This window comes from Ruegeria sp. HKCCD4884 (assembly GCF_013110855.1).
Classification (GTDB): domain Bacteria; phylum Pseudomonadota; class Alphaproteobacteria; order Rhodobacterales; family Rhodobacteraceae; genus Ruegeria.
The window spans coordinates 180,458-201,392 of sequence record NZ_WVRJ01000005.1 but is presented as its reverse complement, the minus strand read 5'-3'; the positions used below and the strand labels follow the sequence as shown (position 1 = coordinate 201,392).

Annotated in this window: 16 protein-coding genes; 6 read left to right on the top strand and 10 right to left on the bottom strand. The window is 57.5% G+C overall.

What is annotated here, in order from left to right:
- Positions 1 to 16: 16 nt before the first annotated feature.
- From GS636_RS09880 to GS636_RS09850, 7 genes are all read right to left on the bottom strand, one after another.
- Positions 17 to 391, bottom strand: a complete 375-nt coding sequence (locus tag GS636_RS09880) for a DUF2237 family protein (RefSeq protein WP_171187008.1) — start codon at positions 389 to 391, stop codon at positions 17 to 19.
- 9 nt (positions 392 to 400) lie between these two features.
- The gene (locus GS636_RS09875) at positions 401 to 1,564 is read right to left on the bottom strand and encodes a serine hydrolase (RefSeq protein WP_171187006.1); all 1,164 of its coding nucleotides are present in this window, start codon (positions 1,562 to 1,564) and stop codon (positions 401 to 403) included.
- Positions 1,565 to 1,647: 83 nt separating this feature from the next.
- Positions 1,648 to 2,328: an aminoacyl-tRNA hydrolase gene (gene pth, locus GS636_RS09870; RefSeq protein WP_171669324.1), complete on the bottom strand. Its 681-nt coding sequence runs from the start codon at positions 2,326 to 2,328 to the stop codon at positions 1,648 to 1,650.
- A gap of 127 nt (positions 2,329 to 2,455) precedes the next feature.
- Positions 2,456 to 3,109, bottom strand: coding sequence for a 50S ribosomal protein L25/general stress protein Ctc (locus tag GS636_RS09865; protein WP_171669323.1), 654 nt, complete (start codon positions 3,107 to 3,109; stop codon positions 2,456 to 2,458).
- 247 nt (positions 3,110 to 3,356) lie between these two features.
- Complete coding sequence (locus GS636_RS09860; RefSeq protein ID WP_171669322.1) at positions 3,357 to 4,523, bottom strand: alpha-hydroxy acid oxidase; 1,167 nt, start codon at positions 4,521 to 4,523, stop codon at positions 3,357 to 3,359.
- A 147-nt stretch (positions 4,524 to 4,670) separates the two neighbouring features.
- A complete protein-coding gene (gene trpA / locus GS636_RS09855; protein ID WP_171669321.1) occupies positions 4,671 to 5,462 on the bottom strand; it encodes a tryptophan synthase subunit alpha in 792 nt (263 codons plus the stop codon).
- 78 nt (positions 5,463 to 5,540) lie between these two features.
- Entirely contained in the window at positions 5,541 to 6,029 is a 489-nt protein-coding gene (locus GS636_RS09850) for an acyloxyacyl hydrolase (protein WP_171186995.1), read from the bottom strand.
- A 200-nt stretch (positions 6,030 to 6,229) separates the two neighbouring features.
- On the opposite strand from GS636_RS09850, the gene ychF reads away from it, so the two are divergent.
- Positions 6,230 to 7,327: a redox-regulated ATPase YchF gene (ychF, locus tag GS636_RS09845; protein WP_171094301.1), complete on the top strand. Its 1,098-nt coding sequence runs from the start codon at positions 6,230 to 6,232 to the stop codon at positions 7,325 to 7,327.
- Between the two features lie 141 nt (positions 7,328 to 7,468).
- Here the strand turns inward: ychF and GS636_RS09840 are convergent, their stop codons facing one another.
- A complete protein-coding gene (locus GS636_RS09840) occupies positions 7,469 to 7,903 on the bottom strand; it encodes an LCCL domain-containing protein (RefSeq protein ID WP_171669320.1) in 435 nt (144 codons plus the stop codon).
- Positions 7,904 to 8,132: 229 nt separating this feature from the next.
- Here GS636_RS09840 and GS636_RS09835 point away from each other — a divergent pair, with 229 nt between their 5' ends.
- The 5 genes from GS636_RS09835 to GS636_RS09815 all read left to right on the top strand — a co-directional run bounded on the left by GS636_RS09835 (position 8,133) and on the right by GS636_RS09815 (position 15,034).
- Positions 8,133 to 9,014, top strand: coding sequence for a LysR family transcriptional regulator (locus GS636_RS09835; RefSeq protein ID WP_171669319.1), 882 nt, complete (start codon positions 8,133 to 8,135; stop codon positions 9,012 to 9,014).
- A gap of 85 nt (positions 9,015 to 9,099) precedes the next feature.
- On the top strand, positions 9,100 to 10,803 hold the full coding sequence (locus tag GS636_RS09830) for an NAD(P)H-dependent oxidoreductase subunit E (RefSeq protein ID WP_171669318.1): 1,704 nt from the start codon (positions 9,100 to 9,102) through the stop codon (positions 10,801 to 10,803).
- 13 nt (positions 10,804 to 10,816) lie between these two features.
- Positions 10,817 to 13,600, top strand: a complete 2,784-nt coding sequence (gene fdhF, locus GS636_RS09825; RefSeq protein WP_171669317.1) for a formate dehydrogenase subunit alpha — start codon at positions 10,817 to 10,819, stop codon at positions 13,598 to 13,600.
- A gap of 115 nt (positions 13,601 to 13,715) precedes the next feature.
- The gene (locus GS636_RS09820) at positions 13,716 to 14,501 is read left to right on the top strand and encodes a cyclase family protein (RefSeq protein ID WP_171669316.1); all 786 of its coding nucleotides are present in this window, start codon (positions 13,716 to 13,718) and stop codon (positions 14,499 to 14,501) included.
- An 11-nt stretch (positions 14,502 to 14,512) separates the two neighbouring features.
- Positions 14,513 to 15,034 carry a thioesterase family protein gene (locus GS636_RS09815; RefSeq protein ID WP_171669315.1) on the top strand — a complete coding sequence of 174 codons (522 nt, stop codon included), beginning with the start codon at positions 14,513 to 14,515 and terminating at the stop codon, positions 15,032 to 15,034.
- Positions 15,035 to 15,038: 4 nt separating this feature from the next.
- Here the strand turns inward: GS636_RS09815 and GS636_RS09810 are convergent, their stop codons facing one another.
- Both GS636_RS09810 and GS636_RS09805 read right to left on the bottom strand, forming a co-directional pair.
- Entirely contained in the window at positions 15,039 to 19,127 is a 4,089-nt protein-coding gene (locus GS636_RS09810) for a translocation/assembly module TamB domain-containing protein (RefSeq protein ID WP_253762726.1), read from the bottom strand.
- Entirely contained in the window at positions 19,124 to 20,929 is a 1,806-nt protein-coding gene (locus GS636_RS09805; protein WP_171669314.1) for an autotransporter assembly complex family protein, read from the bottom strand. The genes GS636_RS09810 and GS636_RS09805 overlap by 4 nt, the downstream gene beginning before the upstream one ends.
- Between the last annotated feature and the right edge of the window lie 6 nt (positions 20,930 to 20,935).

The following is a 20,935-nucleotide window of genomic DNA, read 5'->3' as shown; positions in this document are numbered from 1 at the left end:
GGCTCTTCTGAGGCTTTCACTTTTCCGCTTTGTGCTGTCGCAAAACTTCAAGGGGCACGATCTCTAACGCGCGTTGATGCGTGGCCTCAAGATGGACCTGAGGCGCACATCCTTCGTCATGGGCTTGTAGAAAGCGACTGGCGCAAAGGCACCAGCTGTCACCGGGCTTGAGACCGGGAAAGTCGAATTCGGGCCGCGCAGTGCTCAGATCATTTCCGACATATTTCGAGAAGGCCAGAAACTCGGCTGTCATCACCGCGCAAACGGTATGGCTGCCCTGATCTTCAGGGCAGGTGTTACAAGCGCCGTCCCGGAAAAAGCCGGTTAGGGGATCTCTTGAGCAGGGGGCGAGGACACCACCCAGCACATTGATACTGTCTTGCTTTTGCATGAGGCTACCTTACAGGCTTTCTGCGATCTTTCGGAACATTTCGATATTCTGATCATTTACGCCGGGTTCACGGAACAGACGGTCTGCACCGGTCGAGACGATAAGAACACCGCGGGGCTGATTGAAATAGATATACTGACCGTAAACGCCACGGGCCAGAAACTCTCCCTCATGTGCGCCGCGGGGTATCCACCATTGATAGCCATACCCGATTTTGCCCTGTGCCGTCGGGGCGCTGGGTTGCGTGGCCTCGAATATCCATTCGGCGGGGACCAGTTGCTGCCCATTCACTTCGCCGTCTTGCAGGATCATTTGCCCGAACCGTGCAAAGTCACGCGTGGTGAAGTTCAGGCCGCCCAAAACAAAAGCAACACCGGTACCGTCGGTAACGTAGTATCCGTCGCGTTCCAGGCCCAAGGGTTGAATGATTTTTTCAGTCAGCAGATCTGCAACGCTCTGCCCGGTCGCGCCGCGTATCACCATGCCCAGGACGTGTGTGTCGATTGAGACGTATTGCCAGGTTTCGCCCGGCGTCGCGAAGCTGTCCTGCAAGGATGCCGCGAAATCGTCCAGCTCACCACCTAAGGCTATGACGCGCCCCATCCTGTTGATGTCGGAATTCGGGTCCAGATAATCCTCGTCAAAGGTGACCCCGCTGGCCATGTTCAACACATTGCGGATTGTCGCGCCTTCATACGCGCTGCCCTTGAGTTTTGGCGCGTATTTTATCACCGGGTCATCAAGCGACTCGATTGCGCCCTCATCCAGTAAAATCCCAAACAGAGCTGACAAATAACTCTTGGCCACCGACCACGAGATCCTGCGGTCATCCGGTCCGGTGCCCAGATAGTATTCCTCGAACCGGATATCGCCGTCCTGCATCACCAGCAACGAGGTGACAGAGCGTTCATCGATCCAGGCGTCGGTGCCGTCCGGCAAATCAAACCCGTCGCCATAAGGCAGCTCCCATGCCGGAGCGTCGCCACTGGGCAGATCAACAGTTAAAAAAGCCGCGTCCATATGCGAAAAATTGTGAACGATCTTTTCTTCGGAAAACAGCGAGTTCACAGCCATCAGGCGCTGCAGCTCTTCACGTTTCCACAACCCTACGGCAACAGCTGCCAAAGTCAGCGCTACACCGATGCGCAGCACCCATTTCAAGAAGGTTCTCATCCCTTAGCCTCCCTTGGTCCACGGTATTGGATCGCGGCCGCTTTCATTCTGCAATGGCTACGTAACGGAAGGTTTTGGACCTGCTATTTGAATTTGTCCAACAGCTTCTGCATGGCAGAGCGGTCATCAACCACTGGTTCTAGTGGTGTATCAGGCTTTGCCTGGGTCTTCGGGGCAGGGGTCTTTGAAGATCGCGGTGGAGCAGTGCGCAGCGCGACCGCATTCATGAATTTGCCACCATCTCCGTTTGCCAAATATGCCGCGCCATCTGAAACCCCGCGCAGAACATCATCCAGCCAGTCGGCATCTGCCTTGGAAAAATCGCCCAGAACATAGGGCGAGACCATCTCTTTCCGCCCCGGATGCCCGATCCCCAACCGCACGCGGTCATAAGCCGGGCTGATATGATCATGGATCGAGCGCAGGCCATTATGCCCGGCATGGCCGCCACCCGCTTTCACGCGGACTTTGCCGGGGGCGAGGTCCAGCTCGTCGTGAAAGATGGTCACATCGGTTGAATCCAGTTTGTAGAACCGCATCGCTTCTCCTACCGACTGACCCGACCGGTTCATGAAGGTCTGCGGTTTGATCAGCAGAACTTTTTCATCGCCCAAACGCCCCTCGGCGATTTCGGCCTGGAATTTGGATTTCCATGGGCCAAAGCCGTGATCCTCGGCGATCCGTTCCACGGCCATGAAGCCAATATTGTGCCGGTTGCGGGCGTATTTCGACCCCGGGTTCCCCAATCCGACAAACAGTTTCATAATCTCATCCTTGTGCGAAGCAGGTGGTTGATGGCACGGAATGCCACCTGTTTCCAGCCCGAGCGGCAAAAGAAAACGGGGCCCGACAGGGCCCCGTTTCCAAAATCCGAACTCTTTAAGTTCGAGCTTATTCTTCTTCCGCATCCTGACCGACGATTTCAACCTCGTCAGCTGCAACTTCTTCACCTTCTTCGTCGTCGCTTGTGGACAGACCTGTTGGTGCCGAAATGTTAGCAATCACGAAGTCACGGTCGATGGTAGGTTTGGTGCCTGCGGGCAGGTCGACCGACGAAATGGTGACAACGTCGTTGATGTTCAGACCGGTCACATCCACGGTGATCTTCTCAGGGATATCACCCGCGGTGCAGACCAGTTCGACTTCCGGACGGACAACAGTCAGAACGCCGCCCTTCTTGATGCCGGGCGCTTCGTCTTCGTTGATGAACTCAACGGGGATAAACAGCGCGATTTTGGTGGTCCGGCGCAGACGCATCAGGTCCAGGTGGGTCGGCAAGTCTTTGACGATGTCACGCTGGACATCGCGGCAGATGACGCGGACATCTTCGTGGCCGTCAACTTTCAGGTTCCACAGAGTCGACTTGAAGCGGCCTGCTTTCAGGCGCTTGAACAACTCGTTGAACGGGATCTGAATCGGCAGCGGCTCTTTATCGCCACCAAAAACAATGCCCGGAACCATGCCGTCGCGGCGTGCCTGACGAGCGGCGCCCTTGCCTGTCCCCGTCCGTTCCAGAGCTACGAGATCAGGAATCTCTCCAGCCATGATAATTCTCCAATGTTAGGGCGGGCATCCTCCAAGGCTGTATGCCCGCGTGAAGCCGCGTCCTTAGCTTGATTCATTGGGTTTGAAAAGAGGTTTTTAGCCGTTTTCCTTTTTGCGAGGCTCTGCCTCGCGCTCCGAGGTATTTTCGGCCAGATGAATAAAGGATCCTTGCTTCATCTGGCTATAAATATCGCGGGGGAGGCGCCCATCGGGCGACCGGGGGCAGAGCCTCCCTTTAACAACTGGTTCAGTCTTGCCAGCGACCGCCAAAATCTTCGGGCACAAGAAGGTTATGGCGGCCAAGATCGGTCACTTTACGCTCACCGCAAAGTGCCATTGTGGTGTCCAGTTCTTTTTGGATTACTTCCAGCGCCGCGGTCACGCCCTTTTGCCCCATGGCGCCCAGACCGTAAACAAAAGCGCGCCCAATGTAGGTGCCTTTCGCCCCCAAGGCCAATGCCTTTAAAACGTCCTGCCCGGATCTGATGCCGCTGTCCAAATGCACCTCGATATCTCCACCGACAGCATCCATGATCTCGGGGAGCACGCGGATCGAACTCAGGGCACCGTCCAGTTGACGCCCCCCGTGGTTGGACACAACAATGGCGTCTGCGCCCAGCTTGGCAGCAATCTTGGCGTCTTCGGCATCCAGTATCCCTTTCAGGATGACCTTGCCGCCCCATTGTTCCATCAGTTTTTCGACTTTGGCCCAATCCAGGCTGGGATCGAACTGCTCGGCGGTCCAGGCACCTAACGACGAAGCGTCTGAGATGCCTTCTACATGCCCTACGATGTTGCCGAATTCGCGTCTTTGCGCGCGCAGCATTTGGACACCCCAAGTCCATTTGGTCATCAGGTTGGCGATGGTTTTTGCCGTCAGTTTCGGAGGGGCAGAAAGGCCATTTTTCAGGTCCTTGTGGCGTTGACCAAGAATTTGCAGATCCAAAGTGATTACCAGCGCTGAACATTTGGCGTCTTTGGCGCGCTGGATCAGTCGGCTGACGTAATCCGTGTCCTTCATCGTATAAAGCTGGAACCAGAATGGCTTGTTGGTCTGTTCTGCCACGTCCTCGATCGAGTTGATCGACATGGTGGACAGGGTGAAAGGTACGCCAAACTCCTCGGCCGCTTTGGCCGCTTTCATTTCTCCATCCGCGTGCTGCATCCCCGTCAGACCGACCGGTGCCAGTGCAACAGGCATCGAAACATCCTCGCCAATCATCTGTGATGATGTCGAACGCCCGGACATATCAACCGCTACCCGTTGGCGCAGACGGATTTCTTCAAAATCACTGCTGTTTTCGCGAAACGTCTGTTCCGTCCAACTGCCGCTTTCGGCGTAGTCATAGAACATCCGTGGTACACGACGTTCATATATGCGCCTGAGGTCTTCGATATTGGTAATTACGGGCATGGCTGAGGACCTCTGGGTTTTCTGGTTAATTTTCCTTACCAATCCCTTCCAAGGCCTGCAATGGATTGACCACGTGACCGGCCGTCAAAAAAACCGCCGCAGGGCATTCTGCGGCGGTTTGTTAGTTATTGAAATGCGCTCTCTAGGTCAGACGCTGTGCGCCCCATCTGACAGAGATTTAACAAAATCCAGTACTTCGGCTACCGGTTTGCCTGCGCCGATCTGGCTCACGATCGCCGATCCGACAACGGCACCGTCGGACACGGATGCGATATTGCGGGACTTCTCGGGCGTGTTGATGCCAAAACCCACGATCACCGGCAAATCTGTCGCGGCTTTGATGCGAGCGACTTCGGGGCCAACATCCGTTGCCTGAGCTTCGGCCGCGCCGGTGATCCCGGTGATCGAGACGTAATACACGAAACCGGATGTGTTCTGCAGAACGCGCGGCAGGCGCTTGTCGTCAGTGGTTGGGGTTGCCAGACGGATGAAATTCAGACCCGCCGCCTGAGCGGGCAGGCACAGTTCTTCGTCTTCTTCCGGCGGCAGGTCCACAACGATCAAACCGTCAATCCCGGCTTCATTTGCATCGGCCAGAAATGCGTCTACACCCCGGCTGTATATTGGGTTGTAATACCCCATCAGGACAATCGGAGTCGTATCGTCCGTTTCCCGGAATGTGCGGGCCAGATCCAATGTGCGTTGCAACGTCATGCCGCCATCCAAAGCGCGTTGACCCGCTGCCTGAATTGTCGGCCCATCGGCCATCGGGTCGGTAAACGGCAGGCCCAGTTCGATGACGTCGACGCCTGCGCCCGGCAGACCTTTGACCACTTCAAGTGAGGTATCATAGTCGGGGTCTCCGGCCATGACATAGGCAACAAAAGCCTTCTTTCCTTCGGCTTTCAGGGCGGCAAACTTTGCGTCGATACGGGTCATCGGATGTCCTTGCACTCGGGTTTGGACCCGTGTGCAGAAAGTTTGCCCGAAAATCAATCCCGCCAGGGCAGGAATAGATCAGAAGCCAAGATGATAGCGCAGCAGCACCGCGTTTACGCCAGGGTTATCGTCGTTTGTGCTGGCGTTGGATTTATGTGTGATCGCGAACGACACACTGTTTCCGTTGTCCAGTGCATAGCCCAGGCCAAGGAGACTGCGGATCTGAAAGTCACCCCCCAAGTCGTTCAGATCAATACTTGGGTTAAAATACCCTGGCATGACGCTGCCTTCCACAAACCAGCGTTCGTTCAGCGCATACAGTCCGACCACCCCCAGGCCGATGTGAAAATCGCCATTCTCATGTAGAGACAATGCCGTTCCCCAACCCACGCTGAACCGGGTCGCCTCGTGAAACGGCTTATGGTGGTATTCAAGGGAGAAAAGCGCTTGGTCCTCGGATGCATTGTCAGAGAAGTCTGCATATCCAGCGCCAAATATGACTTGTTGGGCTTGGGCTGTCGCATATGTGGAAACTGTCAACGCGGTCGCAAGTAAAAGCTGTTTCATTTTATTTTGCCAGTGAATTCTCGTCGTTCAATGCTAGTTGGTTATCGTAGGGCCATTTTTTCAATTCAGCCAAGAACACGTTTTTGGAACGTTTTTGTGATGTGACGATTTGGACTCAGCCGTGGCAAGTCCAGCAATGGCTTGCGCATTGAGGCTGACATGCATAGAAGCTGCGTTCGTATTCTATGCAGGAGGCCGTGATGGGCTTTAAAATGGGAATCGTGGGTCTGCCGAATGTGGGCAAATCGACCCTGTTCAACGCGTTGACCAAAACCGCAGCCGCGCAGGCGGCGAACTTCCCGTTTTGCACCATCGAGCCAAACGTGGGCGACGTGGCCGTGCCGGATGACCGTCTGGACAAGCTGGCCGCGATTGCTGCGTCGAAACAGATTATTCCAACGCGGATGACGTTCGTGGATATTGCCGGTCTGGTCAAAGGCGCCTCAAAGGGTGAGGGTTTGGGTAACCAGTTTCTGGCCAACATCCGCGAGACCGACGCCATTGCACATGTGCTGCGGTGTTTCGAAGACGGTGACGTGACCCACGTGGATGGCCGCGTCGATCCCGTTGCGGACGCCGACACCATCGAGACAGAGCTGATGCTTGCCGATCTGGAAAGCATCGAAAAGCGCCGCGCCAATCTGGTGCGCAAGCTAAAGGGCAATGACAAAGAAGCGCAGCAGCAGGATCGCCTGTTGGCCGAGGCACAGGCTATGCTGGAAAACGGCAAGCCTGCGCGATTGGTAGAAGTGAGCGACGAAGACGCCAAGGCATGGAAGATGCTGCAACTGCTGACCACCAAACCGGTGCTTTATGTCTGCAATGTATCCGAGGAAGAGGCGGCTGAGGGCAACGAATATTCAGCGAAAGTGGCCGAGATGGCCGCCGCGCAGGGCAATTCTCACGTCATCATCAGCGCCAAGATCGAAGAAGAGATCAGCCTGCTGGAAGAAGACGAAGCCCAGATGTTCCTCGAGGAAATGGGTCTGGAAGAACCCGGCCTCGACCGCCTGATCCGCGCGGGTTACGACTTGCTGAAACTGGAAACCTATTTCACTGTCGGCCCGAAAGAGGCCCGCGCCTGGACCATCCGCACCGGCACTGCCGCGCCACAGGCCGCTGGCGTGATCCATGGGGACTTCGAGAAAGGCTTCATCCGCGCCGAGACCATTGCCTATGACGACTACATCGCCGCGAATGGAGAGCAGGGTGCAAAAGAGGCAGGCAAGATGCGGGCTGAGGGTAAGGGCTACATCGTCAAGGATGGCGATGTGATGCATTTTTTATTTAATACTTAAGCCGCGGCACCTTCTCTGCTTCAATTCTGGGATGTCATTGCGCGAGCACCAGAGCCATGACCGCTTTGAGCCCAATCCGGGAATTGGCCCATTCCATAGAAATTGTTTTTGTAGCGCAAGATCCCCATCGAGCACTTGTGACTAGTGGCCCACAAATCGCTCTACGTCGAAACTGCCGAACTGGCTTGGATGGTCCCAGTCTGAACTAAAAACTCCGTTCGCAAGGGTGCCCACAAAGCTCTCCTGAACAGGTCCAGGGATGACACGAACGTCACCTCCCTTTTTTCCTGTTGCTCCGGCATGAAGCGCGGCCATGCAGATATTGCTTATCCCGTCGTATGGACCACTGCCGTACGCATAGCCACCTCTAAGTCTTCTGGCTTCAGCAGAGCAATGACAATTGAAGGGCTCTGTTGAATAAGGTTGCGTGTCACCGCGATTTGCAAGTTGTGGCGGGCAATCTGGAAGCAAAGCGGGGTTTGTTGCCGGCTCTTTTTCCTCGCTTTGCGCGTTAGCTGGCATTACGGTGACCAAGGCAAAAAAGACCAATATGAAAGTGCGTGAGAATTTCGCCATCTCTAAAGACCCTCCGTTTAAGCTCGGTCATTGTACTACGTGTTCTTTCAAGTTGCGGCTGCTGCTATGTCCGCTTTTCTGACATTCAGATACCATCTCGGGGAGTTTGCCTGCTCGTATTTTGCTTGCGTACTCGTATTGGGCAGAGATTCTAGTCAGATCACGCGTTTCTACGCATTGAAAACCTCGCTAGAGTAATTTCTTAGCATGCCATTCGAGAATATCCTAAATGATCGAAATCCGCGACCTCCAACTCCTCAGCGCCTTGGCGCGGCATCGGCATTTCGCCAAAGCAGCCGAGGAATGCGGGATTTCTCAGCCTGCCTTCTCGATGCGCATTCGCAATCTCGAAGACCGGCTGGGTGTCTCCATCGTGCGCCGGGCCAACCGGTTTCAGGGCCTGACCGAAGAGGGCGAGATGATCGTCCAGCGCGCGCGGCGTATTCTTGATGATACCAAGGCGCTGGAACAGCAGGTGCTGGCCGCCAAGGGTGAGATCACCGGTACGCTGATCCTTGGCGTGATCCCCACCGCGATCGCCTTCACCGGTCGCCTGATCAAACGGCTGCGCGACGCGCATCCCCGCATCATCACGCGGATCGAAACCATGTCAGCGACCGCGATCCAGCATCGGCTGGACGAGGGCAGTCTGGATGCAGGTATCACCTATGGCGACAGCATCGGCACCGATCTGCGGCAGGTGCAGCCTCTGTACGAAGAAACCTATGTCCTGCTGATTCCGTCACATATGACCGACGAGACCGGCCCGATCCCTTGGGCGCTGGTGGCAGAATTTCCGCTCAGCCTGCTGGAACCGCAGATGCAGAACCGGCGGATTCTGGACCGGATATTCGCCGAAATGGGCCTGCATCCAGATGTTGTGGCCGAAACCAGCGGGTTCACTGCCTCGATGGTGATGGCGCGTGAGGGGCTGGCGGCCACCGTTGTCCCCCGCGTTCTGGTGCGCGCGCTGGGCGATTTGAGGGGGACCAAGGTGCTGCCCCTGGTCGATCCCATTGTCAGCAAACCGATTTGTCTGGCGACCCTCAACCGTGATCCGGAACTGCCGACGGTTCAGGCTTTGCGTGCTGTGGTGACGTCTTTGCGGTGATAAGCTGTCGTTATCGTGCGATAGCGACAAGAGATTTGACGATATGCTATTCTGATGAGACACGGAGCCTCAATCGGAGGGCATCATGGCACCATTAGACACCAAGCCATCAGACGCACCCAAGGGCGTCTGGAAGTCAGGTAAAGGCAAGGGGCGGCACACGCCCAAAGGCCGTCAATTCACGGATGAGGCGCAGGCAGAGATTCACCGCCTGCTGGGCGATCGCCCGCGCCGCCGTGATCTGCTGATCGAATTTCTGCATTTGATTCAGGACGCACACGGCCATATCAGCGCCGACCACATCGCTGCGCTGGCTGTTGAGATGCGTGTCGGACAGGCCGAGATCTATGAGACCGCCACCTTCTATGCCCATTTCGATGTGGTAAAAGAGGACGAGACGCCTCCGCCCGCGCTGACGATCCGGGTCTGTGATTCCCTGTCTTGTGAAATGGCTGGTGCCCAGCAGCTGCAGAAAGCTCTGGAAGACGGCTTGGATCCGACTGAGGTCCGCGTTGTTCGTGCGCCGTGCATGGGCCGTTGTGATACCGCTCCGGTGTTGGAGATCGGTCACAACCATATCGATCATGCGACACCCGAAAAGGTACAGGCTGCGATTGCAGCGGGCGACACCCACGCCCATCTGCCCGATTATGAAGCCTTCGCCGCCTATGAAGCCAATGGCGGTTACGCCAAGCTGAAAGAGCTGCGCGACGGCGGCGATTGGGAAAAGGTGCAAGAAGACGTGCTGTCCTCGGGCCTGCGTGGTCTGGGTGGCGCCGGTTTCCCGTCGGGTAAGAAATGGGGCTTTGTTCGCATGAACGAAGGTCCACGCTATCTGGCCGTAAACGGAGATGAGGGCGAGCCGGGCACGTTCAAGGACCGTTACTACCTGGAACGCACGCCGCATGTCTTCCTTGAGGGCATGTTGATCGCCGCCTGGGCGGTCGAGGCTGAGACCTGCTTTATCTACATGCGCGATGAATACCCGGCAGTGCTGGAGATTCTGCGCCGTGAAATTGCTGCCTTGGAACAGGCGGGTATTGTCGACAAAGGTTACATCGACCTGCGCCGGGGTGCTGGTGCCTATATCTGCGGTGAAGAATCCGCGATGATCGAGTCGATTGAAGGCAAGAAGGGCCTGCCGCGTCACCGTCCTCCGTTCGTGGCGCAAGTTGGTGTCTTTAACCGCCCGACCTTGGTGCACAATGTCGAAACACTGTATTGGGTCACCAAAGTGTGCCGTGAAGGGCCGGAATGCCTAAACAGCACCGAAAAGAATGGCCGCACCGGCCTACGAAGCTATTCGGTCTCGGGCCGGGTAGCAAAGCCTGGTGTGTACCTGCTGCCCGCAGGATCGACCATTCTTGATGTGATTGATGCCGCCGGCGGCATGGCCGAAGGCCATGTGTTCAAGGCGTATCAACCGGGCGGGCCGTCGTCAGGTCTTCTCCCTTCCAGCATCGACGACGTCCCGCTCGACTTTGACACTTTGCAACCACTGGGCACCTTCATCGGCTCCGCTGCGGTTGTGGTTCTGTCAAATCAGGACACCGCTCGCGACGCTGCGCTGAACATGCTGCGGTTCTTCGAAGATGAAAGCTGCGGTCAGTGTACGCCTTGCCGCGCAGGCTGCGAAAAAGCGGTGAAGCTGATGCAGGCCGATAAATGGGATACCGAACTGTTGGAAGATCTGTGTCAGGTCATGGGTGATGCCTCGATCTGCGGTCTGGGGCAGGCGGCCCCAAACCCGATCCGCCTGGTCATGAAACATTTCGCTGACGAAATCTGAGGGAGACAGAGCCATGCTTGACGCAAGCCCAACCAAGACCGTCACCTTCAACCTGAACGGCGATGACGTCACTGTGCCCGAGGGCACCACGATCTGGGAAGCGGCCAATGGCCGTGGACTGGTGATCCCCCACCTGTGCCACAAACCGGCACCCGGCTACAAACCAGACGGCAACTGCCGCGCGTGCATGGTCGAAGTCGAAGGCGAGCGCACTCTGGTCGCCTCATGCATTCGTCCGGCGGCCGAAGGGATGGTCGTTAAGACCGACACCGACCGCGCCGAGAAATCTCGTGCCATGGTCATGGAACTGCTGGTGGCCGACCAGCCCGAGCAACCGCATGATGCCTCAAGCCATTTCTGGGACATGGCCAAGCTGAACGATGTCAGCGACAGCCGATTTCCTGCAAAAGAGGCCGAGAAAATCCCTTTGCTGGATGACAGCCACGTTGCGATGCGTGTCAATCTGGACGCCTGCATCAACTGCAACCTTTGCGTCCGTGCCTGCCGTGACGTGCAGGTGAATGACGTGATCGGCATGGCTGGTCGCGGCCACACCGCGCAGGTGGTGTTCGACCAGAACGACCCAATGGGCGCATCAACTTGCGTGGCCTGTGGTGAATGTGTTCAGGCTTGCCCGACCGGTGCGCTGATGCCCGCCACCGTGCTGGATGATCAGCAACTGGGCGACAGCAAGGACTACGATTCCGAGACCGAAAGCGTCTGCCCGTTCTGCGGTGTGGGCTGTAAAGTCTCGCTGAAGGTCAAAGACGGCAAGGTCAAATATGTCGAGGGCATCAACGGCCCCGCTAACGAAGGCCGTCTGTGTGTCAAAGGCCGCTTTGGCTTTGACTACATCCACCACCCGCACCGCCTGACCAAGCCGTTGATCCGGCGCGAAGATGCCCCTGAAAAGGGTCTGAACGTCGATCCTTCGGACCTGTCGACTCATTTCCGCGAAGCAACGTGGGAAGAGGCGATGGATCTGGCCGCCACCAAGCTAAAAGCCTTGCGCGACGAAGACCCGCGCAGCGTTGCGGGTTTTGGCTCGGCCAAGTGTACCAACGAAGAAGCCTATCTGTTCCAGAAGTTCATCCGTCAGGGATTCAAGCACAACAACGTCGACCACTGCACCCGTTTGTGCCACGCGTCGTCCGTTGCAGCGTTGATCGAGAACGTGGGATCGGGCGCTGTGACCGCGACCTTCAACGAGATCGAAAACGCGGATGTGGCAATCATCATCGGGGCCAACCCGATTGAAAACCACCCCGTTGCTGCGACCTACTTCAAGCAATTCACCAAACGCGGCGGCAAACTGATTGTGATGGATCCGCGCGGCGTCGGGATGCGCAAATTCGCGGATGAGATGCTGCAATTCCGCCCGGGTGCTGATGTCTCGATGCTCAACGCGATCATGAACGTGATTGTCGAAGAGGAACTCTACGACAGCCAGTACATTCACCGCTGGACCGAGAACTGGGAGGCTGAGAAAGAGCACCTGCGCCAGTTCACGCCCGAGGCGATGGCTCCGATCTGTGGCATCGAACCAGATCAGTTGCGCCGCGTGGCCCGCACCTTTGCGCAGGCCAAGGCCGGTCTGATCTTCTGGGGCATGGGTGTCAGCCAGCATATCCACGGCACCGACAACTCGCGCTGCCTGATCAGCCTGGCGCTTATGACCGGCAACGTGGGCAAGCCCGGCGCGGGTCTGCACCCGCTGCGTGGCCAGAACAACGTTCAAGGTGCCTCCGATGCGGGTCTGATCCCGATGTTCCTGCCGGACTACAAGACCGTCACGGATGACAACATCCGGGCTCAGTTCACCGATGTCTGGGGTTCGGACGATTTCTCGAACGAGAAGGGCCTGACCGTTACCGAGATCATTGATCAGATCTATGCGCGCAACATCAAGGGCATGTACATTCTGGGCGAAAACCCGGCCATGTCCGACCCGGATGTAAACCACGCCCGTGATGCTTTGGCCAAGCTGGATCTGATGATCGTGCAGGACATTTTCCTGACCGAGACGGCGAACTATGCCGACATTATCCTGCCCGCCTCGGCGCTGTATGAGAAGAACGGCACTGTGTCGAACACCAACCGTCAGGTACAGCGTGTGCGTCCGGCCGTGGCACCTCCGGGTGAGGCGCGCGAGGATTGGGCGATCACGGTTGAGTTGGCGCAGCGCATCGGTCTGAACTGGGAGTACACCGATGTGTCTCAGGTCTTTGCCGAGATGAAGCTGACCATGGAGTCGCTGGACAACATCACGTGGGAACGTCTGGAAACCGAGACGATCACTTACCCGTCACTCAGCGAGACCGACCCGGGCCAGTCCATCGTGTTCGGCGACGGCTTCCCGCGGGCCGACGGCAAGGCAAAGTTCACTCCGGCCAGCATCATCCCACCGGATGAGGCCCCGGATGAAGAGTATCCGATGATCGCCACAACGGGTCGCCAGTTGGAGCATTGGCACACGGGTTCAATGACCCGACGCGCCACTGTTCTGGATGCCGTAGAGCCGGAAGCGAACTGTTCGATGAATCCGCGTACGCTCAAGCTGATGGGGATCGAACCGGGCGAGATGATCCGTCTGAAGACCCGTCGCGGTTCCATCGAGATCATGGTGCGTGCCGACCGGGCGATTGCCGAAGACATGGTGTTCATCCCGTTTGCCTATGTCGAGGCGGCTGCGAACATGCTGACCAATTCGGCCATCGACCCCTATGGCAAGATCCCCGAGTTCAAGTTCTCGGCGATAAAGGTCGAAAAGATCGAAGACGCCATCGCAGCGGAATAACCTCTGCGCCAGTCACTCTTTCGAAAAGGCGGTCTAAGTGGGCCGCCTTTTTCGCGTCTTGACAGCAGCTTACGCGCGGCCAACCCTGTACCAACGATCAAAAACGGAGAATGCTATGGCGCGGCGTTTTGTGGACCTGTCCGTCCCGCTGGAAACCGGCATTGTATCGGACCCGCCGATCATGCTGCCCGAGATCGAATACCTGACACATGACCAAACTGCCGAGCAGGTCATGTCCTTTTTTCCCGGTCTTGCCAAAGAAGACCTACCGGGTGGCGAGGGCTGGGCGTTGGAACGTTTGCAAATCGCGACCCACAACGGCACCCATCTGGACGCGCCCTATCACCATCATTCTACAATGAACAAAGGCGAGCGGGCGATCACGATTGATGAGGTTCCTTTGGAATGGTGCATGAACCCCGGTGTCAAACTGGATTTCCGTCATTTCGAGGATGGCTATGTGGTCACCGCAGCGGATGTCGAAGCTGAGCTGAAGCGGATCGGTCATAGGCTGAACCCATTGGATATCGTGGTGGTCAACACCTCGGCAGGAACGCAGTACGGCCAACCCGACTATCTGATGAAGGGGTGCGGTATGGGCCGTGAGGCGACTTTGTACCTGACCGAACGCGGGGTGCGGGTGACCGGAACAGATGCCTGGAGTTGGGATGCACCCTTCCCGCTGACCGCGCAGGAATATGCGGAGACCAAAGACCCCTCGATCATCTGGGAAGGGCACCGTGCCTCGATGGAGATCGGGTATTGCCACATGGAAAAGCTGACTAATCTGGAAACGCTTCCGCCGGCAGGGTTTGAGATTTCCTGTTTTCCCTTCAAGATCAAAGGTGCGTCGGCCGGGTTCATCCGCGCCGTTGCGATCTTTGAAGATCCGGACGAGTGAGGACTGTTGCCATGCCACAAGAAACACAGCCCTTAGGTGGCCATGATGGTCCGTACGATGCGCCCGTTGAAATTCACGAGTTTGCGCTGCACCCAGACTGGATCGATTACAACGGGCATATGAATGTGGGCTATTACGGCGTCGCGTTCGATATGGCTTTTGAACGGTTGCTTGTCGATCATCTTGGCCTTGGCGAGCCTCAGGTCCAGGCGTTGGGGCAGGGGCCGTACGTCCTGCAATCCCACATGCAGTTTCTGCGCGAAGTGACCGACGACATGACGATCTATTTCCAGTTTCGATTGTTGGATGCAGATCACAAACGGGGGCACTATTTCGGTCAAATGATCTCGGCCCCCGACCAGACTGTATGCGCCACGCAAGAAGTGCTGTTCATGAATGTCAGCCACAGAACAGGTCGGTCCGAACCCTATCCGGATTGGGCGGTCACTCGGTTGGCACGGATGGTGTCGGATCACGCGTCTTTGCCACCCGCGCCCCAGATTGGGCAGCCGATTGGTATTCGCCGCAAATGACGCTTTAATAATCGCGTTCGAAAAACACCCCGATGCCGGTTTCGCCGCGGCCATCAACCGTGCCCTTGACCGTGAAATTGTCTGTCACATCCAGGTTCAGGTTCACCTCGGTATCGCCTTCGGTATTGACCGTGAAGTCGGTGTACAGGTTTTCACCCAAATACGCGCCAGCCCCCAACCGACCCGCGCCACTTTCCGAAGCGCCGACATCGATTGTATCCACGCCGGTGGAGTCCCGCAGGCCCTTGGTTACATCACCACCCGCGCCGCTGAGTTGGGCCAGCGAGGCGGCCATCTGCGCAATCAGGAATGGTGAAATCTCCGAGAACCGATTCCCGAACAGCAGCATCGCAAGCGCTTCTTCGGCTGGGCGTTCGGGGTCAGAGAACACGTTGACCTCGGGCGAATCCAAAGGCCCCGCAATTTCGATTGTGGCAGTTCCGTCCGAAGTACTGGCCGAAGATTCGAACTCGATATATGGCGTCAGGTCGCCTTGGAGGGTAACGATGCCTTTCGTCAGGGCCAGCCTTCGGCCCAGAATGTCGAAATTGCCTCGGATCAGTTCGATCTGGCCCGACGGAACGACGGCAGTGGTGGTGCCGCCGATGAAGATCCGGCCACCCAACTCTGCGTTTACGCCCCGTCCTCGGACGAACACGGCCTTGGGGGCCAGCAGGCTGATGTCCAGCGCAATTCTGGAATTGCTTTGGCTGGCTTCTTCCGTGACAACCAGCCCCGCGCGTTCTCGGGTGACAAAGGCCGGGCGGCTTTCATTGACATGTTCAATCTCGGGGATCGGTGCCGCCCCGACCGCGCCGGAAGCGGCCGCGAGATTGATGTTGGTTTCGTCGAACGTGATTTGCCCGGCAATCGAACTGTCTCCGGCAAGCGCTCCGGTCATTGCAATCTGGCCGTTTAGGGTGGTTTCGTAAAGCAGCTGATCCGTCAGCACGAGGCTGTTCAACGCCGTCGTGATCTGGGCGTTGAAAGGCGGTGTAAGGTCAACAGGTCCGGTAACGGTAAAGCCACCGCCCACGCGCACTCCACCACTGAGGTTGATGGTTGCACGACTTTGCGCCAGATCGATCTGGCCGCTGATACCGGTGATCGTTTGGCCTGCATCTGGAATAGCAAGTGATGTGCCAGAGGTCGTGACAGATCCACTGAGCGACGCCAGCGCAGGTGCCCCTTTCAGGGCCAAATTGAAACGTGCCGACCCGTCGATCTTGTTGGGTGTAATAAAGATATTTGCTATCCCAAGGTTGACGCCGCCTTGCGCCTTAAGATCGGCTTCAGTGCTGGTTTCGTCGAAGGTTCCGGCAACGGTGCTGGTGATGTCGGCGGGCCCTTCGGCTTTGGCATCGATGGTCCAAAGCCCATTGTCCCGCTTTGCATTGCCCGTCGCTGCGATGGTGCCCGGGAAATCAGGGACGAACCGCTCAATACGGTTGAATTTTGCGTCGAAGTCCAAGTCGGCTGAGCCGTTCGTATCGACCGAACCCGCGACTTTGGCATATGAGCTGTCCGGCCCTTGTAGATTGGCTGTGCCTTCAAAACCTGTGCTTGTGGGCGCGACGTTTCCATCCAGTTTCAATGGCCCTGTCAGAGTGTCAGACAGTCGGCCCAAGTCGTCCAGCGCAGCAGTAAAGCTCAACCCCCCGGCATCCCGATCGAGTTTACCAGACGCCTCAGCCGACAGGGCGGTTCCCTTCAATCGGAAACCGCGGATATCAAGCCCTTCATCGCCATTTTGCGCATCCACAGTCAGGGTGGTGCGCCCTTGGATCAGTTTGTCGACAGCGTCGATTCCGGTCTGGATGTCGTTCGCATCCAGTTTGCCTTTCACATCAAAGCTTTTGCTTCCTAACGCACCTTTGCCCGAAAAATCGGTTTTGATTGACCCGGCAAGGTCGCGTTTGGCAAGGCCCGAGAACAGAGACAGATCGGGGATGTTCAGGCTGGCTTCGCCATCCACAGCCAGCGCACTTGTCGGATCGTCGATTGTGGCTGCCGCTTGTGCCGTAACGGCGGTTCCGTTCACCTTGGCGTCGCGGATCACGATTTGATCCTGACTGAGCGCACCGTCAAAGGTGATCTCGGTTCGACCCGAAACCAGCGGGTCGATTTCAGACATGCCGGTTTTGATGTCCCGGCTCGTCACGCTGGCGGTGCCATCGAATTCCAGCGTCTGAACCGCGCCCTTACCGTTGAGCTTTGCTTGTAGGGCACCGCCAAGCTCGCGATTTGCAAGGCCGGAGAAGATGGAGAGGTCCTGAGCATTGACCGTGGCCTGCCCGTCGATGGTCAGATTGCCACCGGGCGTGGTAACTGTGCCGTCAGCCTGTGCACGCAGGGTGTCCCCGATCAGTGTGAAATCCCGGATCGTTACGCCATCTGCACCCCGCTTGGCGTCTACAGTGATTGTGGTGTTACCGCGAATGACCGGGTCGATGTCGTCGCGTCCGGTGGACAGGTCATTTCCTTCGACCTCTAGCTTGCCGTCAAAGCTGCCTTCCAGCGGAGAGCCTCGCCCCACAAGCCGTGCAGACGCCTGGCCCCCAAGATCCATCTTCGCCAGATCCGAAAACCGCGACAAGTCCGTCGCCTGCAACGTGGCCGTGCCATCTACGGCCAGACCTGTGGACAGGCCGCTGATCACCGCGTCCAGCCCCAGTTCGTAATCAGAACCAACCAGCTCCACGCCGGACAGATTGACCGTTTGATCACTGCCATAGGCGAACACACCATCCAGCGTGACGCGCTCGCCCACGGCTGCGTTCAGCGCATCGTCAGCCAAGTCGATCCCGTCCAGAGCAGCCTGAAGATCGCCATCCAGTTGCAGGGCCGTCCCTTGTTCCAGCGTCCCCTGCGCCGAGATTTGAGCACGTTGCAAATCGATCTGTGGCGTCTTTATTCCGTTGGCCGTAAGGCTCAGGTCCCACAGATTGCCGTTTTTCTCGTCAAACAACGCCGAAATCTGTGCCGCTTCGATGGACGTGTCGCCGCCCGAAACCGGCAGTACCACTTTTTGCCCGTCCGGCGGTGTGATCCGCCCTTGCAAGGCGGCCAGTTGCAGTTGCCCACCGGCGGCCAGTTGCAGCTCACCCTTGAGGTTCAGCGCTTGAGAGGTCAGCTCAAGATCACTAATGGTCAGCGCGCCATCTGCTTCGGTTCGCCCGTCCACCAACAACTGTGTCTTGGTGCCAAAGAACGTATCCATGTTTTCGGCTACAAAGGGCGTCAGATCCCCACCGAGATCGGCTGTAAAGGCGATGCCCTCGTCGGCGCTTGCCGCTGCGGTCGGGGCCGAACGCAGGCGCACCTGCCCGGTCACGCGTGGTTGGCCATCACTGCTGAGGCCAATATCCGCCGTGAAATCGCTCACCGGCCCGGACCCTTTTGCGGTCAGCCCAATGGGTGGGCTATCCGGGATTTTAAGAGCCGTAGATATCAGGCCGCCCGCCGCTTCGGTCACCTGAAGATCGAGATCGATTTGACTGTCAGAGTTCTGAAACCCCGCGCTTAGCTTGATTTCATCCCCGGCGCGGTCCAGGCGGGTGATGTCGAGATTTGTATCCAGCGTGCCATCCGCCAGTGACAGGTTTCCGGTCACTGCCAACTCTGCGGCAACGCCGATCAGTGGCTCGCCCAGAGACAGTTCGCTGATGCTGATTTCACCGATTTCGATGGAAACAGGAAGTTCGGGCAGTTGAAAGGCTTGCGTTTCAGCTGCGGGGGGCGGCGTATCTTTGGTGGTGGTGCCCGGGGTGCGGGCGATGTCAATTTCCTCTGCGGTCAGGGCGTTGACGGAAAACCGGCCACGGATAAGCGCCAGACGGTTCCAGTCCAGCACCGCATCCTTAATGGTCAGCCAGACCCCGTCATCGTCGGCAACCGTAATCTCGGCGATGGTGGCCCGCGAACTCAGCGCGCCTTGAAGGCCCGTGACGGTTACGTTCTGATCGTCACCTGACAGCGTATCCTGCAGGAACCGCTCGATCATGCTGCCGCCTTCGTCCTCCTGCGCTTGCCCGGCCGTTGGTGCAAGCAGCAGAGTGCCGATCAGCAGAGGGTATGAAAGAAACCGTCTCAAAACGCCTGTCCGATCCCGATGTAAAACTGCAGACCGTCGCCGGTGGGACCACTCACTGGATAGGCGAGATCAAATCGCAAAGGTCCAAATCCGCCCAGATCGTATCTTACACCAATACCGGCGCCAGCGTGGTCTTCGGCACCGCTGCCGATGAACGAAGACGTATCGACAACACCGTAATCATAAAACCCGACCAGTGACAGGCTATCGGTGACCTTGCCGCGGATTTCACCTGACAGGCCGATAAAAGACTTGCCGCCTGCTATGCCGGTTCCAACCGGAATGCCAAGGCTTTCATAGGGTTGCCCGCGAACGGTTCCCGCACCGCCCGAGAAGAAAAGGAAGTCAGGCGTGACGCCATCGGCAGGGGGGCCAATTACGGAACCCAGCTGCGCGCGCCCGGCCAAAACGATCCGGCCCCCTGTCCCCAAGCTGGTATAAGCCCGACCATCAAAGAAAAGGCGGATGCCCGTGTCGGTACCGGAAATACCAACAAAGGGCATGACTTGTGAATCAAGATAAAAGCCCCGTGTGGCGCTGACTTTACTGTCGCGTTCGTCCCATTCCGAGCGGAACGGCACGATGAAATACCTGAACTTGCGACCGCTTCCATACGCATCATCAGCATCCGACCACTGAAAACCGGCAGAGGCTTCGGCATAGAGGTTGTCCGAGAAGGTGCGACGCGCACCGTAGGCCAGCGACGCAACCGACACGTTGTAGTTTTCAGTGTTGCGCCGTTCCAGTAGCGCGCTCCAGAATGTGTTGTCGTCCGGGCCGAGGCGATCCGGTTGATCCAGACGCAAGCCGATCCGGCCGTCGATGTTCTCGGCCCCGCCGATGTTGCGTATCGCGGCTTCAAAGCGCAAACGTTCCGCGCGTTTGAACATATTGCGATGGGCCCAGGTCGCTGTCACGTCAACACCATCGCGCGAGGCGATTTCAACACCAAAGGTTATGCGACGTTTGGGCAGGTCTTCGAAAGTTGCATCAAAGTCTAACGTGCCATTTGGATTTGGTGTCTCACGCTCTTGCAGTGAAACGACGTTGAACGTGCCGGTGCGGCGCAGACGTGTTCCGACCTTTTGGATCTTTTCAGGCGAATAAACCTCTCCACTTGGAAACCCAGCGATCTTTTCGATGGATCTGTGGCGCACATCCGTGTCGCCCTTGATGAACATTTTACCGAATGTCAGCCTGCGCCCCGGTTCCAGCGTGACCTGAGCGTCCAACTGCGCCTGAGAATGCCGTGCGATGACTTTCTGCCCCGCGACCCCAGCCTTGGCATGGCCTGCATCCCGCCACCCTTGCACGCCAGCTGAAGTGGCCTGTTGAATAGCGCCGGTTGTTGCCAGTTTGCCGGTTGCGAACTCTTCCGGCAGAACGGTGTCAGGCGCCAACGGCTGTACAGTGGCGGTGCCGAATTTAAAGCTGGGCCCGGTTTCAACGTTAATCGCCGCCCGGTCGATCTTTGCCGGAACGGTCAGCGAACTCATTTCCGCGGCTTCCTGGCCGTCCAGTTTGATGCTGACGACAGGGCTGAAATACCCCTCGTCATACAGGATCTGCACAATCGTGCGGTAATCCGACAATGCGGCGGACAGGATTTCAAGCGGGGTATCCAGGCCGCGCTCTTCGGCGGTGGTGACGGATGACGTCTCTTTCAGACGCTCCACCAGTTCTTTGGACGCACCCGGTGCGGTCAGAGAGGTTTCCAATGCCAGTGACACGTTTGGAGCCAACGCCACAACAGCGACACTCAGCCAGCGCCTCAGACGGCCTTGCGGCTTGCTCCCTTGCATGAATTG